The following is a 24,108-nucleotide window of genomic DNA, read 5'->3' on the forward strand; positions in this document are numbered from 1 at the left end:
AAAGTATTATTTATGAAACATAAGCATTTACTCTGGCTTTCAGTAGCAGCGATTCCAATGATAATGGCAAGTTGTGACAAAGATGACAATTCATCGGGTTCATCATCCGCTACAAAGATCACTATTGAGAATGTACTGGATTCAAAGCCACTGGTTGAATCGGGAACTTTTAAAAATGACGGCAATGTACCCCTTATTATGCCCGGTCATTCGGTATCGTTTAAATTTTCCGCAGCTAAAGGGCAGGCATTAAGCTTCGCCACTATGTACGGTTGGTCAAATGATCTGTTTTTCGCGCCTGGCAATCCGGGGATTCAGGTCTATAAGAGTGACGGAACGCCCATTGAAGGCGACGTGTCGGCGCAGATTAAACTCTGGGACAATGGTACACGTATCAATGAAAAACCCGGCGAAGATCTAATTCATCCCGGCGTTGCCGAATCTGCCCCTCAAAATATTATGGAAGTAAAGGGCAAGGACGCGCAGGGGAATACCTACGTCGCCGCCTCGGATTTAATGAAAGTGTCTCTGCATTACGAGGGGAATTCTATGTTTACGGTTACCATCGATAATACTTCTGGCTCTACTGCCAATCCAACGCCCTTTAGCCCGGGTGTCTGGGCTGTTTCCTACATCGCGGGCGGGGAATTGCTTGACCCGCATCCACTCTTTGAGGAAGGGAAACCGACGGCCAATGGATTGACTAAGATCGCAGAAATGGGCGAGAATGCGCAATTGGCTAGTTATATAACAAGTCAGACGGGCATCTTTACCCCCTTATCTCCAGTGTTAGTGGTGGTGTATAACGGGATAGACAATCCTTTGTATAAGGCGGGAGAAAAGGATCCTGGTCATGGTTTGAAAGATATCGCGCAAAAAGGTGACGCCTCGAAGCTTGCAGCCTATCTAAAAACCGTTACAGGTGTTAAGGCAGTGTATGTACTGCCGGCCGCTGAGACAACTGTGCTGTTACCCAAAGTGGGAGAACAGGCGGGAAGCTCAGTATCTCAGGAATTAAAAGTGGCCAAAGGTGATAAGGTTGCTGTCGCAACCATGTATGGTTTTTCCAATGACTGGTTTTTCGCGACAAGTGAACAAGGTATTGATGCAACTAAAAAAGGCGATGTTTCTTTCTCCACTGTGTTATATGATGACGGTACAGCGGTTAACCAGTTTCCCGGCGCCGGTATCACTCAATTTAACTTAGCAGGGACGCCTTTAGAAGAAAGCAAGGCAATAGAAGCCGTTCCTAATCCCAATGCTTTTACAACACTTCCCGATATTAACAATATTATCAAAGTAACGCTTGATTAAAATTACGCAATACATTCATCGAATATAAAGAAGAAGACTATGGAAACAAATACTTTCAGTGTACTCAAAAAAGAAGACGTATCGCCAAAAAACCAATTGATATTTGATCAGCTAAAAAAGCAATATGGCGCTGTGCCGAATCTTTATACAACGCTGGCCTATTCGGAAAATGCCTTAGAAGCATACACCCGGCTCGAGTCTGCTAAATTAGCTTTCACTCCTAAAGAGATAGAAGCAGTGAATCTGGTCGTCAGCGAAGTGAATCAATGCATCTATTGCCTCAGTGCTCACACAATGGTGGCGAAAAGCACGGGCTTTTCTGAGGCCGAGACCATTGAGATCAGGTCCGGTAATGCCAGCTTCGATCCTAAACTGAATACACTTGTCAGGTTGGCTAAGGAGCTGACGGATAAAAGGCGCGTTGAAAACGAAGTGCTACTGCATGCCTTTTATACAGCAGGATATACGAGAGAACAGCTTGTGGATCTGATCATTCTGGTTGGAGACCGGACAATCAGTAATATACTCCACGCCGTGACTAAAGTGCCGGTGGAGTTTCCGCTTGCAAAACAGCTGGATTAACAGTAGGTGATTTTGTCGGTTAAGCATACAGATAATTGACACGAACCACTCTGGCGGTCCAGTGACCGGCCATAGTGGTTCATGTCAATGGTTAACGGTATTTTTTAGTTTAAAATTTTAATATGAAATGTCTGATAACTGAAAGAGGCGGCGGCATATTAGTCGTCTTATTAATGTTCATGGCTACACCCCATCTGCTTCGTGCGCAAAGTAGTATGCATAAAATGCCCCCGATGACAGATAGAACAGTTCAGGCAGGCAGCCGTCTGGTGAAAGATGCCATGGTGGTACAACGGCCGGAAGATATCAGTCCGCTGCTGATCGGAGAGAAAGTGCCGAAGGCCACCTTAACCGATATGGCTGGTAAAAAATATGATCTGAATAAGGCAATCGCAATGCAGCCGACGATCCTGGTGTTTTACAGAGGGGGCTGGTGCCCTTATTGTTCAAAACAATTATCGGGGTTGCAGCAGCTGCTGCCTGAACTTAAGCAAATGGGGTATCAGTTGTTAGCGGTCAGCACAGACAAACCCGAGGGATTGGCCGGCTCGGCAGAAAAACAGCAGTTAGACTATACCTTACTGTCAGATGCCGACCTTTCACTGTCAAAACAATTTGGCATCGCCTATAAAGCACCAGAGGATTATTGGAAAATGCTGCCCGAAACGACCGGCGGTCAAGATAAGGACCTCTTACTTCCGGTTCCTTCGGTATTTATTTTGGACAGAAAGGGCGTGATACAGTTTGAATACATTAATCCCGATTTTCGCCAGCGGTTGAACCCGGCTTTATTAAAAGCCGTCGCTACAAGTCTTAAATCAACGCTATAATTTTGACCTTCTATGCGCATTCTCATCGGTGTTTCGCTTATTTGTCTGTTTCTGACTTTTGTCATTGCCGGTCTGGGGCTTAAACATGGCCTATTTGCACAGACGGCTCTACCCGGAAAAGAGATCAGGTTTACAAAAGGAGCCTGGACGGATATTATACAAAAAGCAAAAAAAAGTCATAAATATATTTTTGTAGATGTATCGGCAAGTTGGTGCTTACCCTGCCGGCAACTGGAAATGGAGAGTTTTAGAGATTCAGCAGTTGCGGCTTATTATAACGATCACTTTATCAGTTTTGCTATAGATGCAGAAAAAGGAAGCGGTATTGAACTGGCAGATCGTTGGAAAATCGCCGCCTATCCGACACTTTTATATTTTACACCAGACGGACGGATGGTCATGCGTCAAACAGGATTTGTGGACAGTAAAAGACTGTTGGATCTGAGTAAACAGGCGCTTTCAAGGAACTAACCGATCATTAAAAATTAAATAATTATGAACACCTGGCATTTAAAGGATAAAAAGGCATTGGTTACCGGCGGCTCAAAAGGGATTGGTCGTGCGGTTGTAGATGAACTCCTGCACCTCGGTGCCGAAGTGTTATTTATTGCCCGTGATCAGGATGAAGTTATCACCCGGGTCGACAGCTACAGAGCGTCCGGGTTAAAGGCGCAGGGTATCCAGGCAGATGTTAACGATCCGGAGGACAGAGCGGTTGTTGCCAGATGGGTACAGCAACATTGGGGTAAGCTCGATGTTCTGGTAAACAATGCCGGTCTGAATATAAGAAAGCCCAGTGTAGCATACACGGCCGCTGAATATCAAAAAGTGGTGGACACGGACCTGATCGCTCCTTTTGAAATGTGCCGTTTATTGTACGATTTGTTAATTATCCCCAAAAACTCAGCCATTATAAATATTGCGTCTGTAGCCGGCATGATGGATGCTCAAACCGGGGCGCCATATGGAATGGCGAAATCAGGATTGATTCAAATGAGCAGAAACCTGGCAGTAGAATGGGCGTCTTCGAAGGTACGGGTGAATACCGTCTCTCCCTGGTTCACAAGAACACCGGCTACTGCAGGTGTTTTATCCAATCCTGAAATGGAAAAAGCGATTATCTCCAGGACACCGGCCGGAAGGGTCGCGGAACCAGCTGAAGTGGCTGCAGCTGTGGCATTTTTGGCCATGGACAAGGCTTCTTATATCACCGGACAGCATTTCGTAGTCGACGGCGGTGCGACCAGTAGAATACTGTAAATTGCATGATGCCATTTAATTGTAACCTTTGAAATATGATAAGAGAATACAAAGAAGAGCATACAGCGGCAAAATTTATCATGCATAGTGAAGATAAAAGCTTTTCGGGAAAGGGACTCAAAAAGCAAAGCCCGGAACCGATCAACACATTTATCTTTAATGGTGGCAACGCGCAGAATGTAATTATTGATGAAGTGACCTATAAAATGCCGGCGCATTGTATTTTGCCGTTGGTGGCGAACCAACATTTTATTTTTGAGCGCCCTGAGTCACTTACTGCCTGGCAATTCAACCGGGAATTTTACTGTATTGTTGATCATGACGCAGAAGTGGGCTGCGTAGGATTTCTTTTTTACGGTATTCAGCATCCCATGTTCATCAGGTTGAATCAGGAGGAAATTGAAGAAATCCGACATTTAAAGAAAGTGTTTTCCAACGAGTTGCTGTTGCATGACCATTTTCAGGGAGAAATGCTGCGTACGCTTTTAAAAAGGGTGATCATCAAAACCACCCGGATCGCTAAACAGCAGGCGGAGAGCTACCAGTCATTTTCGGATGAAAAAATGGATATAGTCCGCAGATTCGCCTTATTAGTAGAAGGCAGTTTTAAACAGCACCATGAGGTGAGCTATTATGCGGCTGCTTTAAATAAGTCTCCTAAAACCCTGAGTAATGTTTTCCTGCTATTGAAGCAGCCGGCGCCCTCCGTTGTCATTCGCAACCGGCTGATTCTGGAAGCCAAAAGATATCTTCATTATACGGACAAAACGGCAAAGGAGATCGCCTATGAACTTGGTTTTGAAAGCCCGGCGCATTTTAGCAGGTTCTTTAAAGCTTATTCAGGGATGAACGTGTCTAGTTTTCGCAGTAAGACTTGATTGTCTATTATTAAAAGTTGAATCAGGAAATGACCGTTGATGACATACAGCATATTGACATGGGAGATGAAAACAGGTATTATCTCCGGTATTTTATAGATAAACTAGGCTATATACCGAACCTTATTGCCTCTATGATGCATTCAAAAAACGCGCTCGCCGGTTACTATCCCTTTCATGAAAGGAGGTCCTCATTGTCCAAACTGGAGATAGAAGCAATTACGCTCAGCGTTTCTTCTGCCCATAAAGCCAATTATTGTATCGATCTGCATACAATGATCACCCGGCTCGTTGGACTCAATGATCAGCAAATCGAAGAAATAAAGCTGGGGGAAGTCACTTTCGACCACCGCTTGGATATTATGATAAAGCTGGCTGCTGATCTGGTTCATAGACCAACCAGTATGGATCCTGCGCGATTAGAGTCTTTTTTTGAATGCGGTTTTACAAAAGAACATTTGGTGGATATGGTTTTAGTGATTGGAGATTGTATTATGACAAATATTACAGGGAATATATTTAATATTCCTGCTGATATTGCTCAGTTAAATGATTTCAAAAATAATCGCTATGAAAGACAAATTATTTAAAGTTAAACCTAACATCGGGCAGGTGTGCCTGCTTTTACTGATGCCATTGTTGAGTTGTATTCAGTCCGCAAGGGCAGCTATAAATATAGAGGCCAACACAACCGAGCTGCGCCCGAAATACGATACCGCTACTTTTGCGGCGGGCTGCTTTTGGTGTGTAGAGGCGCAATTTAAACAATTGGAAGGCGTGATATCTGTTACCTCCGGATTTACGGGAGGCCATGTGCCCAATCCATCTTACAGGCAGGTTTGTACAGGGCAGACCGGGCACGCAGAAGCCTGCAATATCGCCTATGATCCGGCCAAGATTTCATATAAGGAACTTTTAGCGGCTTTTTTTGTTGCCCACGATCCTACGACACGTAACCGGCAGGGCAATGATATTGGCACTCAGTACCGGTCGGCTATTTTCTACCACGATAGCGAACAGAAAAAGGAAGCTGAATTCTATATCCGGCGGCTGAACGAAGAGAAAGCATACGGCAAGGATGTTGTCACAGAGGTTGCGCCTTATAAGGTTTTTTACAAAGCAGAAGGCTATCATCAGGATTATTATGCTAATAACCAGAAAGTTCCTTATTGCCAATTGGTCATCAAGCCGAAGTTGGATAAGTTTAGAAAGGTCTTTAAAGAGAAATTGAAAAAACCATAAAAGTAAAAGTTGTATATGAAAAATCTAATCGTCATTCTTGGAGCGGTTTTACTATTCTTTTATAGTTGCCAGGGACAAATCAATAAAAGTAACTCTATGGCAGAAAACCATACAATATCAAATCCGTACTATTCCAGAACTGATACAACTCATCTTAACGTGAGCAATGCCCAGTGGAAAAAGATTTTGCCTCCTGACCTGTATAAAGTTGCGAGGGAGCAGGGAACCGAGCGCGCCTTTACCGGCCAGTACTGGAATAGTGATACCAGGGGAACTTATTACTGTGCCGTATGTGGCAATAAACTGTTCAGGTCGGACGCCAAGTTTGCAAGCAGTTGTGGATGGCCAAGCTTTTTTGAACCCGTCAGAAAGGGGAGTGTTATTTATAAAGAAGACGATTCATATGGGATGCACCGGATAGAGGTAGAGTGTGCCAGATGTAATTCTCACCTGGGGCATATCTTTAATGATGGGCCTCCACCGACAGGTAAGCGGTATTGTATGAATTCGGTTTCGTTAGACTTTGATCCGGATGTAAATTGAAAGCTGAAGTCGGACAACTCGGTGTTTACGGCCTCAACAAATATGGCCGGACCATTTTCTCCCAGATGGCGTACCCTTTTGGGTTCATGTGAAGCATATCTTTAACGAAAAGTTCAGGCCTGGCCTGACCGCTATTTGTCATCGGGGCATATATATCAATGAATTTTGTATTGGGCTGTCCTGCCAGGTAGTCTTTGATCAGTTTATTGGCTGCCATACATTTATCATTGAACTGTGCACGGCTGGGGCTCGGTTTCATCGCGATATATCCAAATGGGATACTTGGCAGCCGGGAGCGGATCAGTGTATACATCTTTACGAACCGTTGAAAAACTGTATCTGCGGTAGCCGTTTTCTGAGGCAGGTCGTTCTCGCCGACATACATAATAATCTGCCTCGGTTTATATTTAAAAATGAGCTGATCCGCAAAATAGATCATATCATTAAGAACGAAACCGCCGACTCCCCGGTTCAATACGACATAACGACCAAAGTCTCGCTGTAAGGTACCCCATTTACGTATCGAAGAGCTGCCTACAAACAGTATCGGGTTAGAAGGTGGCTTGTATATATTATCATATTGCTGGATGATGGCTACATCTTTACTGTATGCATGCTCGTTGGTTGTTTGTCCCATTGCCAGTAATATGCAAAACAGCATAAAGACGGTTAAAAATGATCGTCGGTAAGCTTCTTGTATAATCCTGGATTTTTGTTTCATTATCTTTGATTTAGACGTCTGTGAGTGATTAAATATACAACAGTTGGCTGTTATTGATGATCCGGGTTATGGTATGTTTTTCTTTCTGCAGTGTCAACAGTTATCTCTTCACTAACGGTATGGCTCGATTTTTCTACGATACGCTTGAAGGTCGGGATATCGACAGCTTTCTCGCTTTTGGCGATAACGACAGTGGCTACACTGTTACCGATCACGTTGACGATAGCACGCCCCTCGCTCATAAACCGGTCTACGCCGATAAGCAATGCGAGGCCTTCCAAAGGAATTATTTTTAACGCTGTTAAGGTAGATGTTAACACCAGAAAGCCCGAGCCAGTGACGCCTGCCGCGCCTTTGCTGCTGATAAGCAATACGGCAATAATTCCCAGTTCATGCCCTAAAGTAAGGGGTACTTGGAATACCTGCGCCAGGAAAATAATAGACATACTAAGGTATATGCTGGTCCCATCCAGATTAAAACTATAGCCTGCCGGAATGACCAGCCCTACAACGCCCCTGTCGCAGCCTGCCTTTTCAAGCTTTTCCATGATATTGGGCAGCACAACTTCACTGCTGCTGGTGCCAAGTACAATCAGTATCTCTTCCTTAATATAGACCAGGAGCTTCCATAAACTGAATTTGTAAAAATAGGCAATCGCATTGAGCACAATAAAAATGAAAAGTATGCCTGTGAGATAAAAGGTAAAGAGCAGCTTGCCCAGTACAAATAAGCTGGCGAAACCAAATTTTCCGATGGTGTATGCCATGCCGCCGAAGGCACCAATGGGACTGACCTTAATCACCAGGTGCAGGATATTGAATAAAAGTTTATTCAATTTTTCAAAGAAGCGAATAACAGAGGCACCCCCCGGACCCATCCTGGAAAGGCCAACACTAAATAGAATTCCAAATAGCAGGATCTGCAAAATATTTCCCTTAGCGAAAGACTCAACGATATTAGAAGGTACCAGATTCGAGATAAAGTGCCCCCAATCCATTTGTGCTTCAGGAGCGTTTAAGGCTGGTGCGCCAGTATTGACAGAAGGAATATGTTCTGTCGGAATACCAGTTCCGGGCTGTATAAAATGAGTTACGATCAGCCCTATGATAAGTGTGAAGGTAGTGATGATCTCAAAATAAAGGATGGCCTTACCTCCGATCCTGCCTACTTTTTTCATCTCTCCTGCACCTGACATGCCTAGAACCAGGCATACAAAGATAACTGGTGCAATCACCATGCGAATCAGATTAATATACATGTCAGCAATGATCTTCGCAGCGGGGGAAAAACCCGGAACCAACCATCCCATTATAATACCTAACACAATGCCTATTAAAACCTGCACATATAAAACCTTAAGATACTTCATAGGAATGTTGAATTTACTAAATTGCATTTATCAGGTCGCCGGGCTCCTGTTTTTTCAAAGCTAAGTTTCACCGGTTATTGAAGCCATTTACGCATTTTCTCTACAAATGGTTGATTGTGTATTCTGCTTCTCTCTGTTTATGGCGTTCAGATTATCACTTTGTGAATATACCAAAAATAATGATTAAAATGTCGTCATGATAAGATAGGCAGCGTCTGATCTTGATGGCGGGATTTTTCCCTGTTTCTGCTATCTTTGCTGTTTAAAAGTAAAACCATACCATGATAGATTGGAAGGCATTAGATAGTGAGCAGAAAGTCGCAGAAGTGATTCTGCTTTCGGATAGCAAGCCACAAATTATATTGAAGCACAGCATTTCATGTCCCACAAGTGCCATGGTCAAAAGCCGGTTGGACCGTTCCCCGGTTGTTGAAAATGCAGATTATTATCTTCTGGACCTTTGGAATCATAGGGCCGTATCTGATCTCATAGCCCAAAAGTTTGGCATCCGGCATGAATCTCCACAGATTTTAATTATCCACGGTGGTCAATGTATCTATCATGAAAGTCATTATGGAATCGTGGTAGAAAAGATCGCGACGAGCATAGCGGCTATTTAAAGATCACAGTGCCGAGCTGGTCGGTGAGATTTTTCTCTTCCTGCTTCAGGTGTTTCTGGATATGGAGTTGTTTGATCTGGTCCTCAAAGTCGTCGGCTTCCATAATCTCTTTTTGCGTGATTTCCAGCATCTGTTTGATCTTACGCAGTTTAAAATAGATGACGCTGTTTTGGGCGTCCTGTTTAGACACATCTCTATCTACGATACTGTCCGATTTTTTGCCGGGAATCTTTTCATCCCACCGACGGCTGATTTCATAGGGTGTGAGCGTAATGGCTACGACCAGCTCCTGCATTTCTTTATCTTCTATGTATTGGAAAGATGCCGTATTTGGATTACTGCCTTCATTATAAGATCTACGGTAATATTCCAGCAGTTTTTCGTTGTCCTGATGTTCAAAAGGAAACCCCTGGATTTCATCAAAAATGTAATCTGCAATCGTCCAGTTATCTTTCCAGGGTTTTAATCCGAATTCCAGCAGCACACGCAATAAGTTACGTTCTTGTATATTACCGGTATCCAGCGTAGCTATTTCCTGTTCGGCAGCCGGAGTTTCAATATCAGGAGGAGCAGCGCTATCAATTTCTGTGGCTGATTTACCCTGATGGTGTTTTTTCTCCAGTTTGGACAGGTTATCTCTTCTGTATTTATTGACCAGATTGGTCAGGCCATGTTCATCAATTTTCAGGACATCGGAACATTGACGGATGTATTCTTGCTGTTTCGTAAAGTCTTCCGCCTTGCTGATCTTGCTGAGTGATTCAGCAATCCTGTTAACTGCGTCATTTTTTTTGGTGATATCTGTGCCTGCATCCTTCATCAGGATCTCCAGCTGAAAAAGGATAAAGTCTTTCTTATTCTTCTGTATGAATTCTTTAAACTGATCAGCGCCCAGTTGGCGGACATAGCTATCCGGGTCTTCTCCATCAGGGATGAGTACCAGCCGTACATTCAACCCTTCTTCCAGGGCCATGTCCAGCCCTCTGAGTGCGGCTTTGACCCCGGCTTTATCGCCATCATAGATGATGGTCAGGTTCTGGGTATACTTTTTAATCAGCCGGAGCTGTTCAATCGTCAGCGAGGTCCCTCCGCTGGCAACAACGTTTTCAATACCTGCCTGCGCCAATCCCAGCACATCCGTGTAGCCTTCCACGAGGAGACATTCATTTTCCTTATCAATGGTATGGCGGGCAAAATAACTTCCATATAAGATCCTGCTTTTAATGTAGATCTCATTTTCCGGGGTATTAATGTATTTAGGAGCCTTATCCTTCTTACCGATTATACGCGCTCCAAAGCCTATGACTTTCCCGGAATTATTATGGATGGGGAAGATGATCCTGCCTCTATAATTATCCTGAAGCCGGTCCTGGTAGCTCCGCACCAGCCCGGTTTTCATGAGCACATCCCGGCTATATTGATTCTTGACAGCAGCCTGGGCAAAAATATCGGGGCTGTCGGGATTATATCCTAAACCAAATTTCTCAATGATCGGCCGGTTAAAGCCCCTTTCTTTCAGATAGCTCAGGGCAATCTGTTCACCCTCTTCTGTTCCAAGGAGCTGCTCATGGAAGAATTTCTGCGCAAATCCGTTGATGATATACAGGCTTTCTGCGGCTTGCATATGCTCTCTGGCTTCCTCGCTCATGGCAGTTTCTTCCACGGCAATACCATAACGGCGTGCCAGCCATTTGATGGCTTCTACATAGCTATATTTTTCATGCTCCATGACAAAAGTGATGGCATTGCCGCTTTTGCCACAGCCAAAGCATTTAAAAATTCCTTTACTCTGGGAAACATTAAATGAAGGCGTCTTCTCTCCATGGAAAGGGCATAACCCCAGATAATTTGAGCCCCGCCGTCTAAGTTTCACAAACTCGCCCACTACATCGACAATATCAATGCGGTCGGTGACTTCACGTATCGTTTCCGGGGCGATCATATCAAAAATGAATAAAATTTAATTGATTGAAAAAATTATATAGCTTGTTTTTTCCAAAAGGCCAATGCCAGGAAAAGCCATCCGGCTATAAAGCATACACCGCCTAAAGGCGTAATTATACCTAATTTTAATAAAGCAGGGTTACCTGCATCCATTACAAATGTAAGCGCATATAAAGAGCCGCTGAATAAAATAATGCCTGCAATAAATAATCTACCCGCCCATACCAGTCGCTTCTGATCACCCGCTATAAATAATATACCGGTAAGTAGCAGGGCAAAAACATGATACATTTGATATCGAACCCCAACTTCAAACACTGTCAGTGCCTGGGAGCTGACTTTTGTCTTTAAGCCGTGTGCGCCAAAAGCGCCCAGAATAACGGCCAATACTCCTAAGAGCGCGGCTATTTTAATAAAACAGGAATTGATCTTAGCTTTATCCATGATTGTTAATTATTTGTTCCAGTGTCGCGTTAGAAATCTCCTTACCTTCGATTCGGTACCTTGCCTGCCTGTAAAACACCGCTCTTTCCTGTAGCTTGCCGGCGATATAGTCCCGGAGTTCGGAATCAGCCAGCTTTGCGACCAGCGGGCGCTCAGCCCTGCCTTGTTTCAGACGGCCAATGATGATTTCTAAAGACTCATCCAGCCATATAGTCACCCCTCTGCTGTTCATATAAGCCATATTGTTCATTTGGCAGGGGGCGCCACCGCCGGTAGCCATTACAAAATCAGGCGCTCCCCCCAGTCGCCTCAGCGTTGCTGATTCTATTTGTCTAAATCCCGCTTCACCTTTGCTGGCAAAAATCTCTGCGATCGGCATTCCTTGCTCTTGTTCAATTATATCATCCAGATCGTAGTGAGGGATACCAAGTTTGCGGGCGAGTTTGCCAGCCCAGTGAGATTTACCCACACCCATCATGCCCACTAAAAAGATTCTTGCCATAGCTGTTTCAAATGTGCCAAAATTACAAATTAATGGGGGCATATCTTTGAAAAAAAACGCATATCCTTAAATTTTGGGTCAGATTTTTGAATCGCACACCATCTTATCATTTGCTTGCTGCAAGGCAGAAAAACGGGTAAAGCTAAATTTTATATAATGATTGCGATTAATGTGTTGTCTGCACCTGGCGCCGGCCCTTCGGAAAAAATAGCAAACTCCATTTTGCAGATCATTAGCTACAATCGTTATTGAAGGTATATTCGTTGTATTTTGGCTCTGGGCAGGCTCATTATTTTTGCTTAATTAATTCTACCTTTGCCACCTTAAACAAGAAAAATAATGACTTCTGCAGCGATAAGGCAACAATTTCTGGAATTTTTTAAAGAAAAGCAGCATACCATCGTTCCTTCAGCCCCTATTGTCATCAAAAATGACCCGACCTTGCTGTTTACCAATGCTGGGATGAATCAGTTCAAGGATTATTTTCTGGGCAATAAAGTGCCGACGCACAGAAGGGTGGCTGATACTCAGAAATGCCTGCGTGTCAGCGGTAAACATAATGACCTGGAAGAAGTGGGCGTAGACACATACCATCATACGATGTTTGAGATGCTCGGGAATTGGAGCTTTGGAGACTATTTTAAGAAAGAAGCTATTGCCTGGAGTTGGGAATTGTTGACAAAAATATTTAAGATCAATCCTGAACAAATATATGTAACTGTATTTGAAGGAGATGCTTCCGAAGGATTGCCTTTTGATCAGGAAGCTTATGATGAGTGGCGTAAATGGGTAGTGGAAGACCATATTCTCAAAGGAAATAAGAAGGATAATTTTTGGGAAATGGGTGATACAGGCCCCTGCGGTCCCTGTTCTGAAATTCATATGGATTGCCGCAGCGAGGGCGAACGCCGGCAGACGTCCGGAGCAGCACTGGTAAACGCAGACCATCCACAGGTCATTGAGATCTGGAACAACGTATTTATGCAATTTAACCGGGGTAAAGATGGTCGTCTGTCACCATTACCTGAAAAACATGTAGATACCGGGATGGGTTTTGAAAGATTGGTCCGGGTGTTGCAGAACAAGACTTCAAACTATGATACAGATGTCTTTACGGGTACGCTGAAGGTTATTAGTGAGCTGACGGGTAAAGATTATGGGGCTTCTGATAACCGTAAAGATATTGCTTTCAGGGTGTTGGCCGATCATATCAGGGCCATTGCTTTTAGTATTGCTGACGGCCAGTTGCCTTCTAATACAGGGGCGGGTTATGTGATTCGTCGCATACTGAGAAGAGCTGTCCGCTATTATTATTCTTATCTGGATTATAAAACGCCGCTGCTATATAAGCTGCTTCCTGTAATTGCCGGGCAGTTCGAAGGGGTTTTTCCTGAACTGCATCAGCAACAGGATTTTGTGACCAAAGTGATAAAGGAGGAAGAAGAAGCTTTTCTTAGAACGCTGGAGAAAGGGCTGAAAAAAATTGAAGAATTAATTGCGGCTGCAAAGGCCAAAAGTGAACAGACGTTGGACGGTACCCAGGCTTTTGAATTGTATGATACTTTTGGGTTTCCGATCGACCTGACCCGGCTGATTGCCTCAGAAAACGGACTCAGCGTAGATGAAAAGGGCTTTACCCATGAGATGCAGCAGCAGAAAAGCCGCTCCCGGGCTGCGACAGCGCTGGATACAGAAGACTGGATCACGGTATATCCAACTCAAAAAACGTCATTTGCTGGATATGAGGATCTTTTGGTGCCCACCAAGGTAGTCAAATACAGAAAGGTAAAAAGCAAAAACAAAGAACAGTATCAGCTGGTGCTGGAACAGACTCCTTTTTATGCAGAAAGCGGCGGCCAGGTAGGGGATACCGGTGTGCTTATTTTTGGAGAGGAGCAGATTGCGGTAACGGATACAAAAAAAGAAAACGGGGAATTTATCCACTTTGTACAGAAACTGCCGGCAGTCATAGAGGGTGAAGTTGTCGCCAAGGTAGATGCTGAACGACGCCTGCATACGGCCTACAATCATACGGCAACCCATTTATTGCATGCTGCACTTAAACAGGTATTAGGCACACATGTAAATCAAAAAGGCTCTCTGGTAAGTCCCGATATACTCCGTTTTGATGTTTCCCATTTTGCGAAGATCACTGATGAAGAACTGCAGCAGGTGGAGTCAATCGTTAATGCAAAGATCAGGGAGAATATTGAAGTCAATATCCAGGAATTACCTAAGGAGGAGGCCCTGAAAATGGGCGCCATGGCCCTTTTTGGTGAAAAGTATGGGGATCTTGTACGGGTCGTAACTGTTGACCCTGAATTTTCGATTGAGCTTTGCGGAGGTACACATGTGCCTCGCACAGGTATGATTGGTCTTATGACCATTACAGCCGAATCCGCGGTAGCTGCCGGGGTACGGCGTATTGAAGCGCTGACAGGGGGCGCGGCGATCCGGTATTTTGCAGATAAAGTACGCCAGAATAAAGCTGTTGCCGATCTGCTGAAGACAAATGCGCCACTTAAAGCCATTGAGAAACTTCTGGAAGAAAAAAGCCAACTGGAAAGCAAACTAGCTTCCCTGGAAGCCAAAGAGGTTTCCTCTCTGGCCGCCAAACTGAAAAACAGTGTAACAATTGTAAATGGCATTCATTTTATCGGGGCCGAAGTAGAGGTTAGTAATGCAGATAATCTTAAAAAACTGGCATTTGCACTCAAAGCCGAATTAAGTGATTATGTTATTGTTCTGGTCGCTGCTATTCAAGGTAAAGCCAGCGTGGTCATTATTGCAGACCCGGCTTTGAACGGGAATAAGAGCCTGGATCTGAATGCCGGTCAGTTAATTAAAAAAACTGTCGCACCGATCATCAAGGGTGGTGGAGGTGGCAGCAAGGATCTTGCAACAGCCGGAGGCCAGGACGCCAGTAACCTCGATCAGGTTATAGGAGCCGTAAGGAAAGCAATAGGCTAATAACGAGCTACTTAAGTATTTTGCGACCTAAGCTCAAGATTAAAGAGGGGCGAAGGAAGGGCCGTCTTACCGCATTCCGGGAAAAAGAAGAAGCGAGATTATGACGGGTATATTACATAAATTGTTGTTTATTAGTGATTTAAAATATAGCTTATGAGAGCAGTCAAACTAGAATCCAAACCTACAGCATAACCTTCCAATCTGGCATTATTTTCGCTATTTTAATCCAACATTGAAAGCAAGACGTCGGATTTTTTCGGGATATACTTGTCTTTTAATGACTGTTTTAAACAGCTGTGGGTGATCTAAAATGCTTCCATTCATACTGTTTACAATTTATAAAAAAAATAATAAATGCTCAATTAATCATGGAAAGTTCTAATTATCCATCAGCCAATCCACAGCCATCTGCGCCGCAGCCGACGCCTAATCCTAAGGACAGAAATAAAAAAATTATTCTGGGGATTTCAATTGCACTGCTGCTGGCTACGTGGGCCTACATTATTTATGACCACAGTCATAAAAATCAGCAGATCGCCGGCTTGCAGTACCAGACACAAACATCGGATTCTGCGAAAAATGCGATTCAGGCGGAATATAACGACGCCTTAAAAAGGATGGATTCATTGACGGGATCGAACACACAATTACAGGGTACATTAGCACAGCAGAAGCAGGAAATCGACGCTCTGAAGAAAAAGATCGAAGATATCCGGCAGCAGAATAATGGGGATCTTTCTAAGGCAAAAGGCCTGATAGAGGAATTGAAAGGAAAAGTAAACGGATTGTTTGCGCAGGTAGCCGCGCTGCAGAAAGAAAACGCCAGCCTTACAGTAAGCAATCAGGTGCTGGCATCTGAAAGAGATACCATTGCCGCCCAGAAACAACAAGTCACTGACAGCCTGAATGCAGTTAGCGAGGCTAAAAACAAAATTCTGGATGAAGCTTCTACACTGCATGCATCTAACATAACTATTGAAGCCATCAGGTTAAAAGGAGATAAGGAATCTGAGACCAGTAAGGCAAAGAAAGCTGATCTGCTAAGGGTGAAATTTATTATTGACGCCAATAGAGTGGCACCCAGTGGTCCAAAAGATCTATATATTATCGTAGTTGCCCCCGACGGCAGAGTTGTTTCTATTCCTTCTCAGGGAAGCGGAACATTCCAGACCAGAGAAGAGGGGCAGAAGGTCTACACCAATATGCAAAATATCAGTTACACGACCGGAGAGCGCAAAGAAGTCTCTTTTGACTGGGATCAGGGAGGCCGATATCAGACCGGTGAATACAAAATAGAGATTTATAACAATGGTTACAAAATCGGAGAAGGCATTAAAACGCTTAAGAAATCCGGTTTCCTGGGTCTGTAATTGCGGACATTATTACTAAATAAAGGGTAGTGTTTTTTGTAACGCTACCCTTTTTTGGTGCCTCTTATCAACCATTTAGCCGGTATATTGGCATACATGCCAGCAATTGCAATTTAATTGGGAGCAATCAATGATTGTTATAAATTCGCAAGTGAAATATAGAATCTTTAATCATTACAGGTGATAAGGCAACTCCAAATAAGTAATTATGCCATCATTGACCATATTGAGGTCAATTTTGAGGCTGGTCTGAACATCATTACCGGTGAAACTGGTGCCGGTAAGAGTATTCTTATGGGGGCGCTTAGTCTCATCCTGGGCGCCCGAGCAGATACGTCTGTACTTAAGGCCACAGATAAAAAATGTGTCGTAGAATGCAGTTTTGGGGTCGAGGGCCAGAAAGCCATTGATCAGTACCTGACAGTGGCTGAGCTTAAAGAACCGGGAGAACTTATCGTGCGCCGTGAAATTGCGGCTTCCGGTAAATCCAGAGCCTTTATCAATGATACTCCTGTGACACTTCAGCAGCTCAAAGAACTGGCTGTTTTATTAGTAGATCAGCATCAGCAATTTGATACATTACAATTGGGGGAAAGTGATTTTCAACGCCAGGTCGTGGATGCACTGGCCGGCAATAAGGCCAGCATTGTCCAATATCAGGCGACTTTTAAGAACCTGCAAGCTTGCCGGACCAGACTGGCCGGGTTAGAGGAAGAAAAGGCAAATTTTGATAAGGAGGCCGATTTTAACCAGTATCTGTTTGATGAGTTGGCGGAATTAAGTTTTGTGGAGAACGAACTGGAGGAATTAGACACTGAACTTAACCTGCTTTCTAATGCAGAAGAAATTAAATTAGCGCTTGCAGAAACAACTAGCGTACTCTCCGATGGAGAGCAGCCGCTTGTACAAACCCTGCGTGGGCTCAGTAATAAGCTGGAACATTTTACGGCCTATCATGAACAGTTGGGTGATCTGGCTGCTCGCCTTAAGAGCACACAGATTGAACTTCAGGATATTGCTGAGGAACTGGAAAGCCTGGCGGATCATTTTAATCCAGACCAGCAGCGAATCAGCATCATCCAGGAAAGACTGGATAAAGGCTATAAGCTCTTTAAAAAGCATAGCGTTTCCACGACCCGTGAGTTGCTGACGATACAGGCTTCACTTCAGGAAAAACTGGATGGTGTGCTTGATACGGAAGCGCAAATAGAAGCTTTGCGTAAAGAAGAGAAAGCGTTGCTTGCTGAGGCTGTCAAACAAGCCGGTGCGCTGACGAAGGCCAGGTTGGCGGAAGTGAAGCCCTTACAAGAAGCCGTCAATAAAAGACTTGCCAGCGTGGGAATGCCTTCTGCAAGAATTCAGGTGAACATTACGAAAGAATCCGCGCTGAATCAATATGGTCAGGATCTCGTAGAATTTTTATTTGACGCGAATAAAAGCGGCAGGTTCGAACCCATCCGAAAAGTAGCCAGTGGGGGGGAGCTCAGCCGCCTGATGCTCTGTATTAAATCCCTGGTAGCGCAATCCGTTGAGCTCCCTACACTCATTTTTGACGAAATAGATACCGGCATATCGGGGGAAGCGGCAAAGCAAGTAGGTATTATCATGAAAGAGCTTTCTGAAAAGATTCAGGTAATCGCCATTACGCATCAGCCACAGATTGCCGCCCGGGCAGCCCATCATCTGTATGTCTTTAAACGGGCACAGCCTGATACAACGATACAGACCGATGTGCGCAGCCTGGATAGGAACGAACGGGTACTGACGATCGCACAGATGCTGGGAGGAGAAAAGCCAAGTACCGCCGCTATGGAGAGCGCCCGGGAAATGATGGAGGAATTATAGACTTGCATTGCTGATGTAGGCTTATGCGTAGATTGAAAAAAACCACTGATATATATGAGCTTAAATATATCAGTGGTTTTTTCTTCGGGAAGCACTACCAATGGCAGTTTTGCATTTATTGTAACTCAATTTTGAAAGGAGCCACCGGTAATCCGTCGCCAGACACCAGATTGCCCAATCTTGTATTGGTAAAACCATATTCCACCAGAGAAGGTTTTTGAACATCCTTGCTGGATACGATGATACTACCGTCTTTATCAATCTTAACGACTGCCGGGTATAGATGCTGATCTGCCCCTGCAATATAAAGTTCCTGAATGCCTCCTTCCTTTACCTTAAGGCCGCCTTCGGCGTTCTTGAACCGGATCCGGACTTTATTGCCATCTAGCTGATAACCGGATAAGACGGGAGATTTCGGGAAATGGCCCTGGATCTGATAATGCCCCGAGAGCGCCAGATTGGCCAGACGGTATCCGACATCATATTTGTTATGGGGATGGATGTCATTAGTGTCGCTCACCAGATCAGCGGTAACGACCATACCGGTATGCGGTAGTTCCAATGCCTTAGCCTGTTGGTCTCTTAATTCAGCACTGTTGACCTTATCATAATGAAAGGGAGCAATCTGTACAAAATAAAAGGGAAAATCATTATTCCACCGGGTTCTCCATGACCGGATCATCGTTTTAAAAAGCTGACCATAGCTCTGATAAGTATCTACATTGGACTCTCCCTGATACCAGATGGCACCCGCGATTGAAAATTGTGTCAATGGATAAATCATCGCGTTATAAGCCCTGCCGGCGATGATAGGCCAGCCAATGGATGGCTTGATCTTTTGCTGCCATTTATGCAGGAATGGATTTTCGTTGACCAGTTCCGCCGGAGTCCAGACTTCCGCAGGTGTGCCTCCCCAGTTGGATGAAATAAGGCCGATGGGCACATGCAGATTTTTGTTGAGTTTCTTACCAAAGAAATAAGCAACGGCACTGAAGTTTTTGACGGTATTGGAATCACAGCGCATCCAGTTACCCGGCAAATCTTCCTGAGGAGTCAAGGCGCTTGTTTTTGGCACCTGGAAAAAATGCAGATTATACTGATCGCAACTGTCGAAATCACCAATATCTTTGGTTTTTCTCCAGTTGTAAGTGAACTCCATATTGGACTGACCGGAACATACCCATACTTCTCCTAACCAGACATCGGTGAGGCGGATGTGATTATGGGCATCAAAATCGATAGTATAAGGACCGCCCGCTTTAGGAGAATGCAGGGTGACAATCCATTTTCCTTCTGCATCTGCGCGCAGGTGGATACTGTCTTTCTGCCAGGAAGGCCAGATTGAGACCTTCTCGTTGGGAGAAGCCCACCCCCAGAGCTGTATATCCGTCTGTTGCTGTAAAACAACGCCGTCCGAGAAAATATGCGGCAGCCGGATCATGGCTTCACTTGCCTGAAATAATAGGAGGGCAAGTGCCATAAATACAATCTTTTTCATCTGTGAATATCGGTTTTAATGTGTCCCTGATTTAATAAAAATAAGCATAAAATATTCATATGGAGGATCTTCCCCATACGAAATCGAGCAGGCTAAAATACAAAAAAATAGCGGGATGCTGATTGGATGTTTACGATTGTATGCTACTTTGATAATTTTGTATAACTCTTTTTCCAATCATAATAGCCTTTGATGCAAAGCAGGGTCGTAACGGCGGAGAGTATGGCATACCCCGGCATATCTCTGTCCAGCATCAATATCACGGAGGCCCCGTTGATAAAAAACCAGTATACCCAGGCGGACAGCACCTTTCTTGCTTCCATATAAGTCGCGCTAAAACTAAAAACGGTAATCACTGCATCAAAATACGGCCTCGGAGAGTCTGTCATTTGATGAGATATGCGGCCCAGGGCCAGACTTAGGATGATACAGAGTATCAGATTAACGACATGATTACCTGTTTTCCAGACAGAGACCGGGAGGTCAACGGTCTTGCCGCTGGCATTGATTTTTTTTGCGTGAAGCCAATGGTACCATCCATAAAACCCCACTACTACATAGTAAAAGTTGAGACCTGCTTCGAGATATATTTTGGCATGGATACAGGACCATATATAGAGGCCACTGGCTAGTATGCCGCATATCCAACACCAGATGTTTTGCCTGATGACAAATATCACATAAAGCAGCCCGAAGGCAACGGCAATGATCTCAATCCAGCGATATAAGCCCATAAACGATTCTATTTTCATTTAAACATGATGAAGCTGTCAGAACAAGTATTTGCAGGCTGGGAGGTCAATTTGGAAAGGAATCTTCCAAAAGGAGGGATCCAACATCAATTCCTACGCAGAGATTATCCTGATCAGGTCATACGGGTTTGATTCTCAGCTTCTCCGTGTTACATAGCCCGGAAGGCTCCCCGTGATGTTATGGACTGCAAGATAGGGCTTTTAAGGGGCAAAATATAGCTTAGAGCAGCAGTAGAGCATTATTTTATGCCATATGGTGCGATAAGTAGGACAAATTCGTCCTCTTTAAACTATATAAATTAAAAATTTCTTTTCTTTGTGGAGTCAATTTAGTAACTATCTTTAAACGCAAGAATACAATCATATAAAAATTTAACCCATGTCGCATAACCTATTAAAAGGAAAAAAAGGAATCATATTTGGTGCGCTAAATGAACAGTCTCTGGCCTGGCAGACAGCACTTAAATGTCATGAGGAAGGAGCTCAGATCGTTCTCACCAATGCACCAATCGCTTTAAGAATGGGCGAGATCAATAAACTGGCAGATGCGATAGGTGCTCCTGTTATCGGTGCAGATGTTACTAAAATGGAAGATTTAGAGGCTCTGATTGACCAGTCTATGGACCATTTTGGCGGTAAAATTGATTTTATCCTGCACAGTGTCGGAATGAGCATGAATATCCGTAAGGGAAATCCTTATACGCAGCTTAATCATGAATGGGAATTAAAGACTTTGGATATCTCTGCCGTTAGTTTCCATAGGGTGTTACAGGTGGCGTATGAAAAGGATGCACTGAACGAATGGGCAAGTGTCGTTGCATTGACCTATATTGCTGCGCAGCGTGTGTTCCCGGATTACAATGAAATGGCAGATGCCAAATCTTTATTGGAAAGTATCGCCAGAAGCTTTGGATACCATTATGGACTCAAGAATAAAGTCCGTGTCAATACGATTTCCCAGTCACCTACCAGAACTACAGCGGGAAGCGGCGTAAAAGGCTTTGATGGTTTTATCAACTTTTCTGAAGCCATGAGTCCCCTGGGTAATGCGTCAGCAGAGGCCTTTGCCGGCTATTGTGTTACGTTGTTCAGTGATCTGACCAGGTATGTCACCATGCAGAACCTTTACCATGACGGAGGGTACAGTTCCACAGGAGTTACACAGTCTGTTGTAGATAAAATGGCCGGTCAATAACAAAATCAGAAGCAAAAGTGCCGGAACCGCATAGCTGGAAAATCGGCCTCTCGTGAATACCGGATAAAAACAAAGGGCGCCGGACATACTGTTAGAATGGATCACAGTATGTCCGGCGCTCTTTGTTTTAAAAGTTTGTGAGGTACCGGAATAGAAATACTTCCTTTTAAGAAGGATTCCAAAGGGTATTAATCCCTTCCGCACGGACAACAAACTAAAAAGAAGAAATCTTATTGGTTTTCCTTATTTTGCTGAAATTGTTTTAATGACCGGTAGTATTGTGAGGCTAAAAGAAGCGATGGCCGCAACTGGTCCGATCCCGTGCTATGAGTTCCAGGCGTGTTCCAATATTTTTCGCATGCTATTGAAACGGTAAACTTTGCCAATTGCAATCTAGACCTCCTGTCAGGAAAGTAATCCTGACTATAAAAAAGTACTGCCGATAATGTTGTAAGCCATATGACCACGATTGAAACCGTCGCGCCGGAATATGGTTTAGTAAACTTTCCATATTTCTGTTTTTGCAGTTTTAGTTACATATTCTTCAAAAGTTGCAGGTCTTCTACCCAATAGATGTTGTATATCATTACTCAACCATTGGTTTCTTCCGTCAAGCACTTCTGAAAATAAGTATTTTATTAACCAAATGAAATCGTCGGGTAACTGGTATGATTTGAGTGCAGCCACATATTCGTCCATACCAATTTCAGTATAGCTGATTTTCCTGTTTAGCGCTTGTGCAATAGTGGAAACGGTGGTTTCAAACGATAACAATTCCGAACCCGTAAGTTCATAGATTTTGGTTGAGTGATTTGGCTCGGTCAGAACTTTCACGGCAACTTCAGCAATGTCATCAGCATCAACAAATGGCTCTGATACTTTTACAGTGGGAAGCACCACTTCGCCGTTCAGAATAGAGTCGAGCAAAAAGCTTTCGCTAAAATTCTGCATAAACCAGCTTGCCCTTAAAATTGTCCATTCCAAACCCGATTGGATGATGATTTGTTCACAGGCCTGCGCTTCTTTTTCTCCTCTGCCTGACAGAAGCACCAGTTTTTTTACATGGTTTGCTTTTGCGGTTTCTGTAAAAAGTTTTATTTTTTCAATGGATTGTGGAACTGCCAAATCAGGCTGAAACGTTATATAAACTTTTTCGATTCCGGCAAGCACGTTCTGCCAGTTGCCCGGATCATCCCAATTGAAAGGCGGATTTTCGTTTCTTGATCCCAACCGAATTGGGACTTGAAGGTGCTGCAAACCCCGGGCAATTCGTTTTCCTGTTTTTCCGGTGCCGCCTAAAATTAAAATTCTTTTGTCCATTTTCTTGTAGTTTAAAATTATGGAACAAAAGTAGCCTCGCCGTATAGCTATAAATAGAACAAAACCGACAAAATTATTTTTGTGACTTAAAAGCTGAAGGTGTTTTTCCTGTAAAGGCTTTGAATACTTTTATAAAATGTGATTGATCAGCAAAGCCATTTGCATATACAATATCTGTGAGGTTTGTATAATCTTTTACTGTCAGCTGTTCAAGTGATTGCTGAAACTGAATTATTTTAGAAAATTGTTTTGCGGTAACACCGACCGCATTAATAAACCGGCGTTCAAAAGTTCTTTCCGTTAAATAAATCTCGTTATATAGTTCCTGAATAGATACCTGTCCTTTTTTCCGGATTATTTTTTTGATAGCGGAAGCAATATTCAGGTCAATCTCCTTTTTTTTGTGTTCAAATAACGCATTAAGGAAATCGGAGAGAATTGAAATTCTTTTATGCCGGGGTTTCGTTTTACGCAATTTTTCAATTACCTGAATGCCACTCTCATCAGGTAACTGTTCAAGGTTATAGCACTTGTCGTTAAGGTCTTTCGGCTCTACATTAAAAAAACTATTGAGTACAAAGGGAAATAACTGAAAAACGATCAATTTATAAGTTCCCTGCATTATTAGTTCGATAGGCATTAAAGTTTGTCCATACAGAAATAGAGTGGGCATTTGTTTGTTTTGAGGGCTGACGAACAGACCGTTTTCCGTTTCCTGGAATATCAGGCCCGGATAGCCATCAGCAAAAAAAGGAAGGACTGTTTGCTGCTTATTTTCAGTCTCCTCAAAAACCATAATATTTTTTACAAATAAAGAGATGGATTGATCAGGGGATATTGTATTAAATTTCATTCACTTCTTTTTCCGATTTGTGCCAGGCGAAATTGTAAGACCGAAAATGATCAGC

23 protein-coding genes are annotated in these 24,108 nt (G+C 43.7%); 14 read left to right on the top strand and 9 right to left on the bottom strand.

The window, feature by feature from the left end:
- The first annotated feature begins 12 nt into the window (after window positions 1-12).
- The 9 genes from K9M52_RS10465 to msrB all read left to right on the top strand — a co-directional run bounded on the left by K9M52_RS10465 (window position 13) and on the right by msrB (window position 6,649).
- Window positions 13-1,314, top strand: coding sequence for a spondin domain-containing protein (locus K9M52_RS10465; protein ID WP_224068377.1), 1,302 nt, complete (start codon window positions 13-15; stop codon window positions 1,312-1,314).
- A gap of 39 nt (window positions 1,315-1,353) precedes the next feature.
- Window positions 1,354-1,896 (top strand): carboxymuconolactone decarboxylase family protein, encoded by a 543-nt coding sequence (locus K9M52_RS10470; protein WP_224068378.1) that lies wholly within the window; start codon window positions 1,354-1,356, stop codon window positions 1,894-1,896.
- 122 nt (window positions 1,897-2,018) lie between these two features.
- Complete coding sequence (locus K9M52_RS10475) at window positions 2,019-2,726, top strand: peroxiredoxin family protein (RefSeq protein ID WP_224068379.1); 708 nt, start codon at window positions 2,019-2,021, stop codon at window positions 2,724-2,726.
- 12 nt (window positions 2,727-2,738) lie between these two features.
- Entirely contained in the window at window positions 2,739-3,197 is a 459-nt protein-coding gene (locus K9M52_RS10480; RefSeq protein WP_224068380.1) for a thioredoxin family protein, read from the top strand.
- A gap of 24 nt (window positions 3,198-3,221) precedes the next feature.
- Entirely contained in the window at window positions 3,222-3,986 is a 765-nt protein-coding gene (locus tag K9M52_RS10485) for an SDR family oxidoreductase (protein WP_224068381.1), read from the top strand.
- Window positions 3,987-4,021: 35 nt separating this feature from the next.
- Complete coding sequence (locus K9M52_RS10490) at window positions 4,022-4,864, top strand: AraC family transcriptional regulator (protein WP_224068382.1); 843 nt, start codon at window positions 4,022-4,024, stop codon at window positions 4,862-4,864.
- A 29-nt stretch (window positions 4,865-4,893) separates the two neighbouring features.
- Complete coding sequence (locus tag K9M52_RS10495; RefSeq protein ID WP_224068383.1) at window positions 4,894-5,454, top strand: carboxymuconolactone decarboxylase family protein; 561 nt, start codon at window positions 4,894-4,896, stop codon at window positions 5,452-5,454.
- Entirely contained in the window at window positions 5,435-6,106 is a 672-nt protein-coding gene (gene msrA, locus K9M52_RS10500; RefSeq protein ID WP_224068384.1) for a peptide-methionine (S)-S-oxide reductase MsrA, read from the top strand. The genes K9M52_RS10495 and msrA overlap by 20 nt, the downstream gene beginning before the upstream one ends.
- Before the next feature lie 15 nt (window positions 6,107-6,121).
- Entirely contained in the window at window positions 6,122-6,649 is a 528-nt protein-coding gene (gene msrB, locus K9M52_RS10505; protein ID WP_224068385.1) for a peptide-methionine (R)-S-oxide reductase MsrB, read from the top strand.
- A gap of 25 nt (window positions 6,650-6,674) precedes the next feature.
- On the opposite strand, the gene K9M52_RS10510 is transcribed toward msrB, so the two are convergent.
- Both K9M52_RS10510 and dctA read right to left on the bottom strand, forming a co-directional pair.
- Window positions 6,675-7,370 (bottom strand): GDSL-type esterase/lipase family protein, encoded by a 696-nt coding sequence (locus K9M52_RS10510; RefSeq protein WP_224068386.1) that lies wholly within the window; start codon window positions 7,368-7,370, stop codon window positions 6,675-6,677.
- A gap of 50 nt (window positions 7,371-7,420) precedes the next feature.
- The gene (gene dctA, locus K9M52_RS10515; protein ID WP_224068387.1) at window positions 7,421-8,740 is read right to left on the bottom strand and encodes a C4-dicarboxylate transporter DctA; all 1,320 of its coding nucleotides are present in this window, start codon (window positions 8,738-8,740) and stop codon (window positions 7,421-7,423) included.
- 281 nt (window positions 8,741-9,021) lie between these two features.
- Here dctA and ytxJ point away from each other — a divergent pair, with 281 nt between their 5' ends.
- Window positions 9,022-9,360 (top strand): bacillithiol system redox-active protein YtxJ, encoded by a 339-nt coding sequence (gene ytxJ, locus K9M52_RS10520; protein ID WP_224068388.1) that lies wholly within the window; start codon window positions 9,022-9,024, stop codon window positions 9,358-9,360.
- Here ytxJ and dnaG read toward each other — a convergent pair.
- From dnaG to K9M52_RS10535, 3 genes are read right to left on the bottom strand one after another with little or no spacing between them, the layout of a single operon-like run.
- Window positions 9,353-11,302 (bottom strand): DNA primase, encoded by a 1,950-nt coding sequence (gene dnaG, locus K9M52_RS10525; protein ID WP_224068389.1) that lies wholly within the window; start codon window positions 11,300-11,302, stop codon window positions 9,353-9,355. The two genes, ytxJ and dnaG, sit on opposite strands and share 8 nt — an antisense overlap.
- 35 nt (window positions 11,303-11,337) lie before the next feature.
- Complete coding sequence (locus K9M52_RS10530) at window positions 11,338-11,748, bottom strand: DUF423 domain-containing protein (RefSeq protein ID WP_224068390.1); 411 nt, start codon at window positions 11,746-11,748, stop codon at window positions 11,338-11,340.
- Entirely contained in the window at window positions 11,741-12,250 is a 510-nt protein-coding gene (locus K9M52_RS10535; protein WP_224068391.1) for a shikimate kinase, read from the bottom strand. The genes K9M52_RS10530 and K9M52_RS10535 overlap by 8 nt, the downstream gene beginning before the upstream one ends.
- A gap of 339 nt (window positions 12,251-12,589) precedes the next feature.
- Between K9M52_RS10535 and alaS the strand changes: the two genes are divergently transcribed.
- The 3 genes from alaS to recN all read left to right on the top strand — a co-directional run bounded on the left by alaS (window position 12,590) and on the right by recN (window position 18,435).
- On the top strand, window positions 12,590-15,220 hold the full coding sequence (alaS, locus tag K9M52_RS10540; protein ID WP_224068392.1) for an alanine--tRNA ligase: 2,631 nt from the start codon (window positions 12,590-12,592) through the stop codon (window positions 15,218-15,220).
- 368 nt (window positions 15,221-15,588) lie between these two features.
- Window positions 15,589-16,590 carry a hypothetical protein gene (locus tag K9M52_RS10545; protein ID WP_224068393.1) on the top strand — a complete coding sequence of 334 codons (1,002 nt, stop codon included), beginning with the start codon at window positions 15,589-15,591 and terminating at the stop codon, window positions 16,588-16,590.
- A gap of 180 nt (window positions 16,591-16,770) precedes the next feature.
- Window positions 16,771-18,435 (top strand): DNA repair protein RecN, encoded by a 1,665-nt coding sequence (recN, locus tag K9M52_RS10550; RefSeq protein WP_224068394.1) that lies wholly within the window; start codon window positions 16,771-16,773, stop codon window positions 18,433-18,435.
- A 115-nt stretch (window positions 18,436-18,550) separates the two neighbouring features.
- Here the strand turns inward: recN and K9M52_RS10555 are convergent, their stop codons facing one another.
- Together K9M52_RS10555 and pnuC are read right to left on the bottom strand one after the other, a co-directional pair.
- Window positions 18,551-19,933 (bottom strand): sialate O-acetylesterase, encoded by a 1,383-nt coding sequence (locus tag K9M52_RS10555; protein WP_224068395.1) that lies wholly within the window; start codon window positions 19,931-19,933, stop codon window positions 18,551-18,553.
- Window positions 19,934-20,076: 143 nt separating this feature from the next.
- Window positions 20,077-20,667, bottom strand: coding sequence for a nicotinamide riboside transporter PnuC (gene pnuC / locus K9M52_RS10560; protein ID WP_224068396.1), 591 nt, complete (start codon window positions 20,665-20,667; stop codon window positions 20,077-20,079).
- Window positions 20,668-21,064: 397 nt separating this feature from the next.
- Between pnuC and K9M52_RS10565 the strand changes: the two genes are divergently transcribed.
- Window positions 21,065-21,880 carry an enoyl-ACP reductase FabI gene (locus tag K9M52_RS10565; protein ID WP_224068397.1) on the top strand — a complete coding sequence of 272 codons (816 nt, stop codon included), beginning with the start codon at window positions 21,065-21,067 and terminating at the stop codon, window positions 21,878-21,880.
- A 495-nt stretch (window positions 21,881-22,375) separates the two neighbouring features.
- Here K9M52_RS10565 and K9M52_RS10570 read toward each other — a convergent pair whose 3' ends face one another.
- Window positions 22,376-23,200, bottom strand: coding sequence for an NmrA family NAD(P)-binding protein (locus K9M52_RS10570; protein ID WP_224068398.1), 825 nt, complete (start codon window positions 23,198-23,200; stop codon window positions 22,376-22,378).
- A gap of 73 nt (window positions 23,201-23,273) precedes the next feature.
- On the bottom strand, window positions 23,274-24,053 hold the full coding sequence (locus tag K9M52_RS10575; RefSeq protein ID WP_224068399.1) for a helix-turn-helix domain-containing protein: 780 nt from the start codon (window positions 24,051-24,053) through the stop codon (window positions 23,274-23,276).
- Window positions 24,054-24,108: the final 55 nt, after the last annotated feature.

The organism is Arachidicoccus terrestris (assembly GCF_020042345.1).
Taxonomy (GTDB): Bacteria; Bacteroidota; Bacteroidia; order Chitinophagales; family Chitinophagaceae; genus Arachidicoccus; species Arachidicoccus terrestris.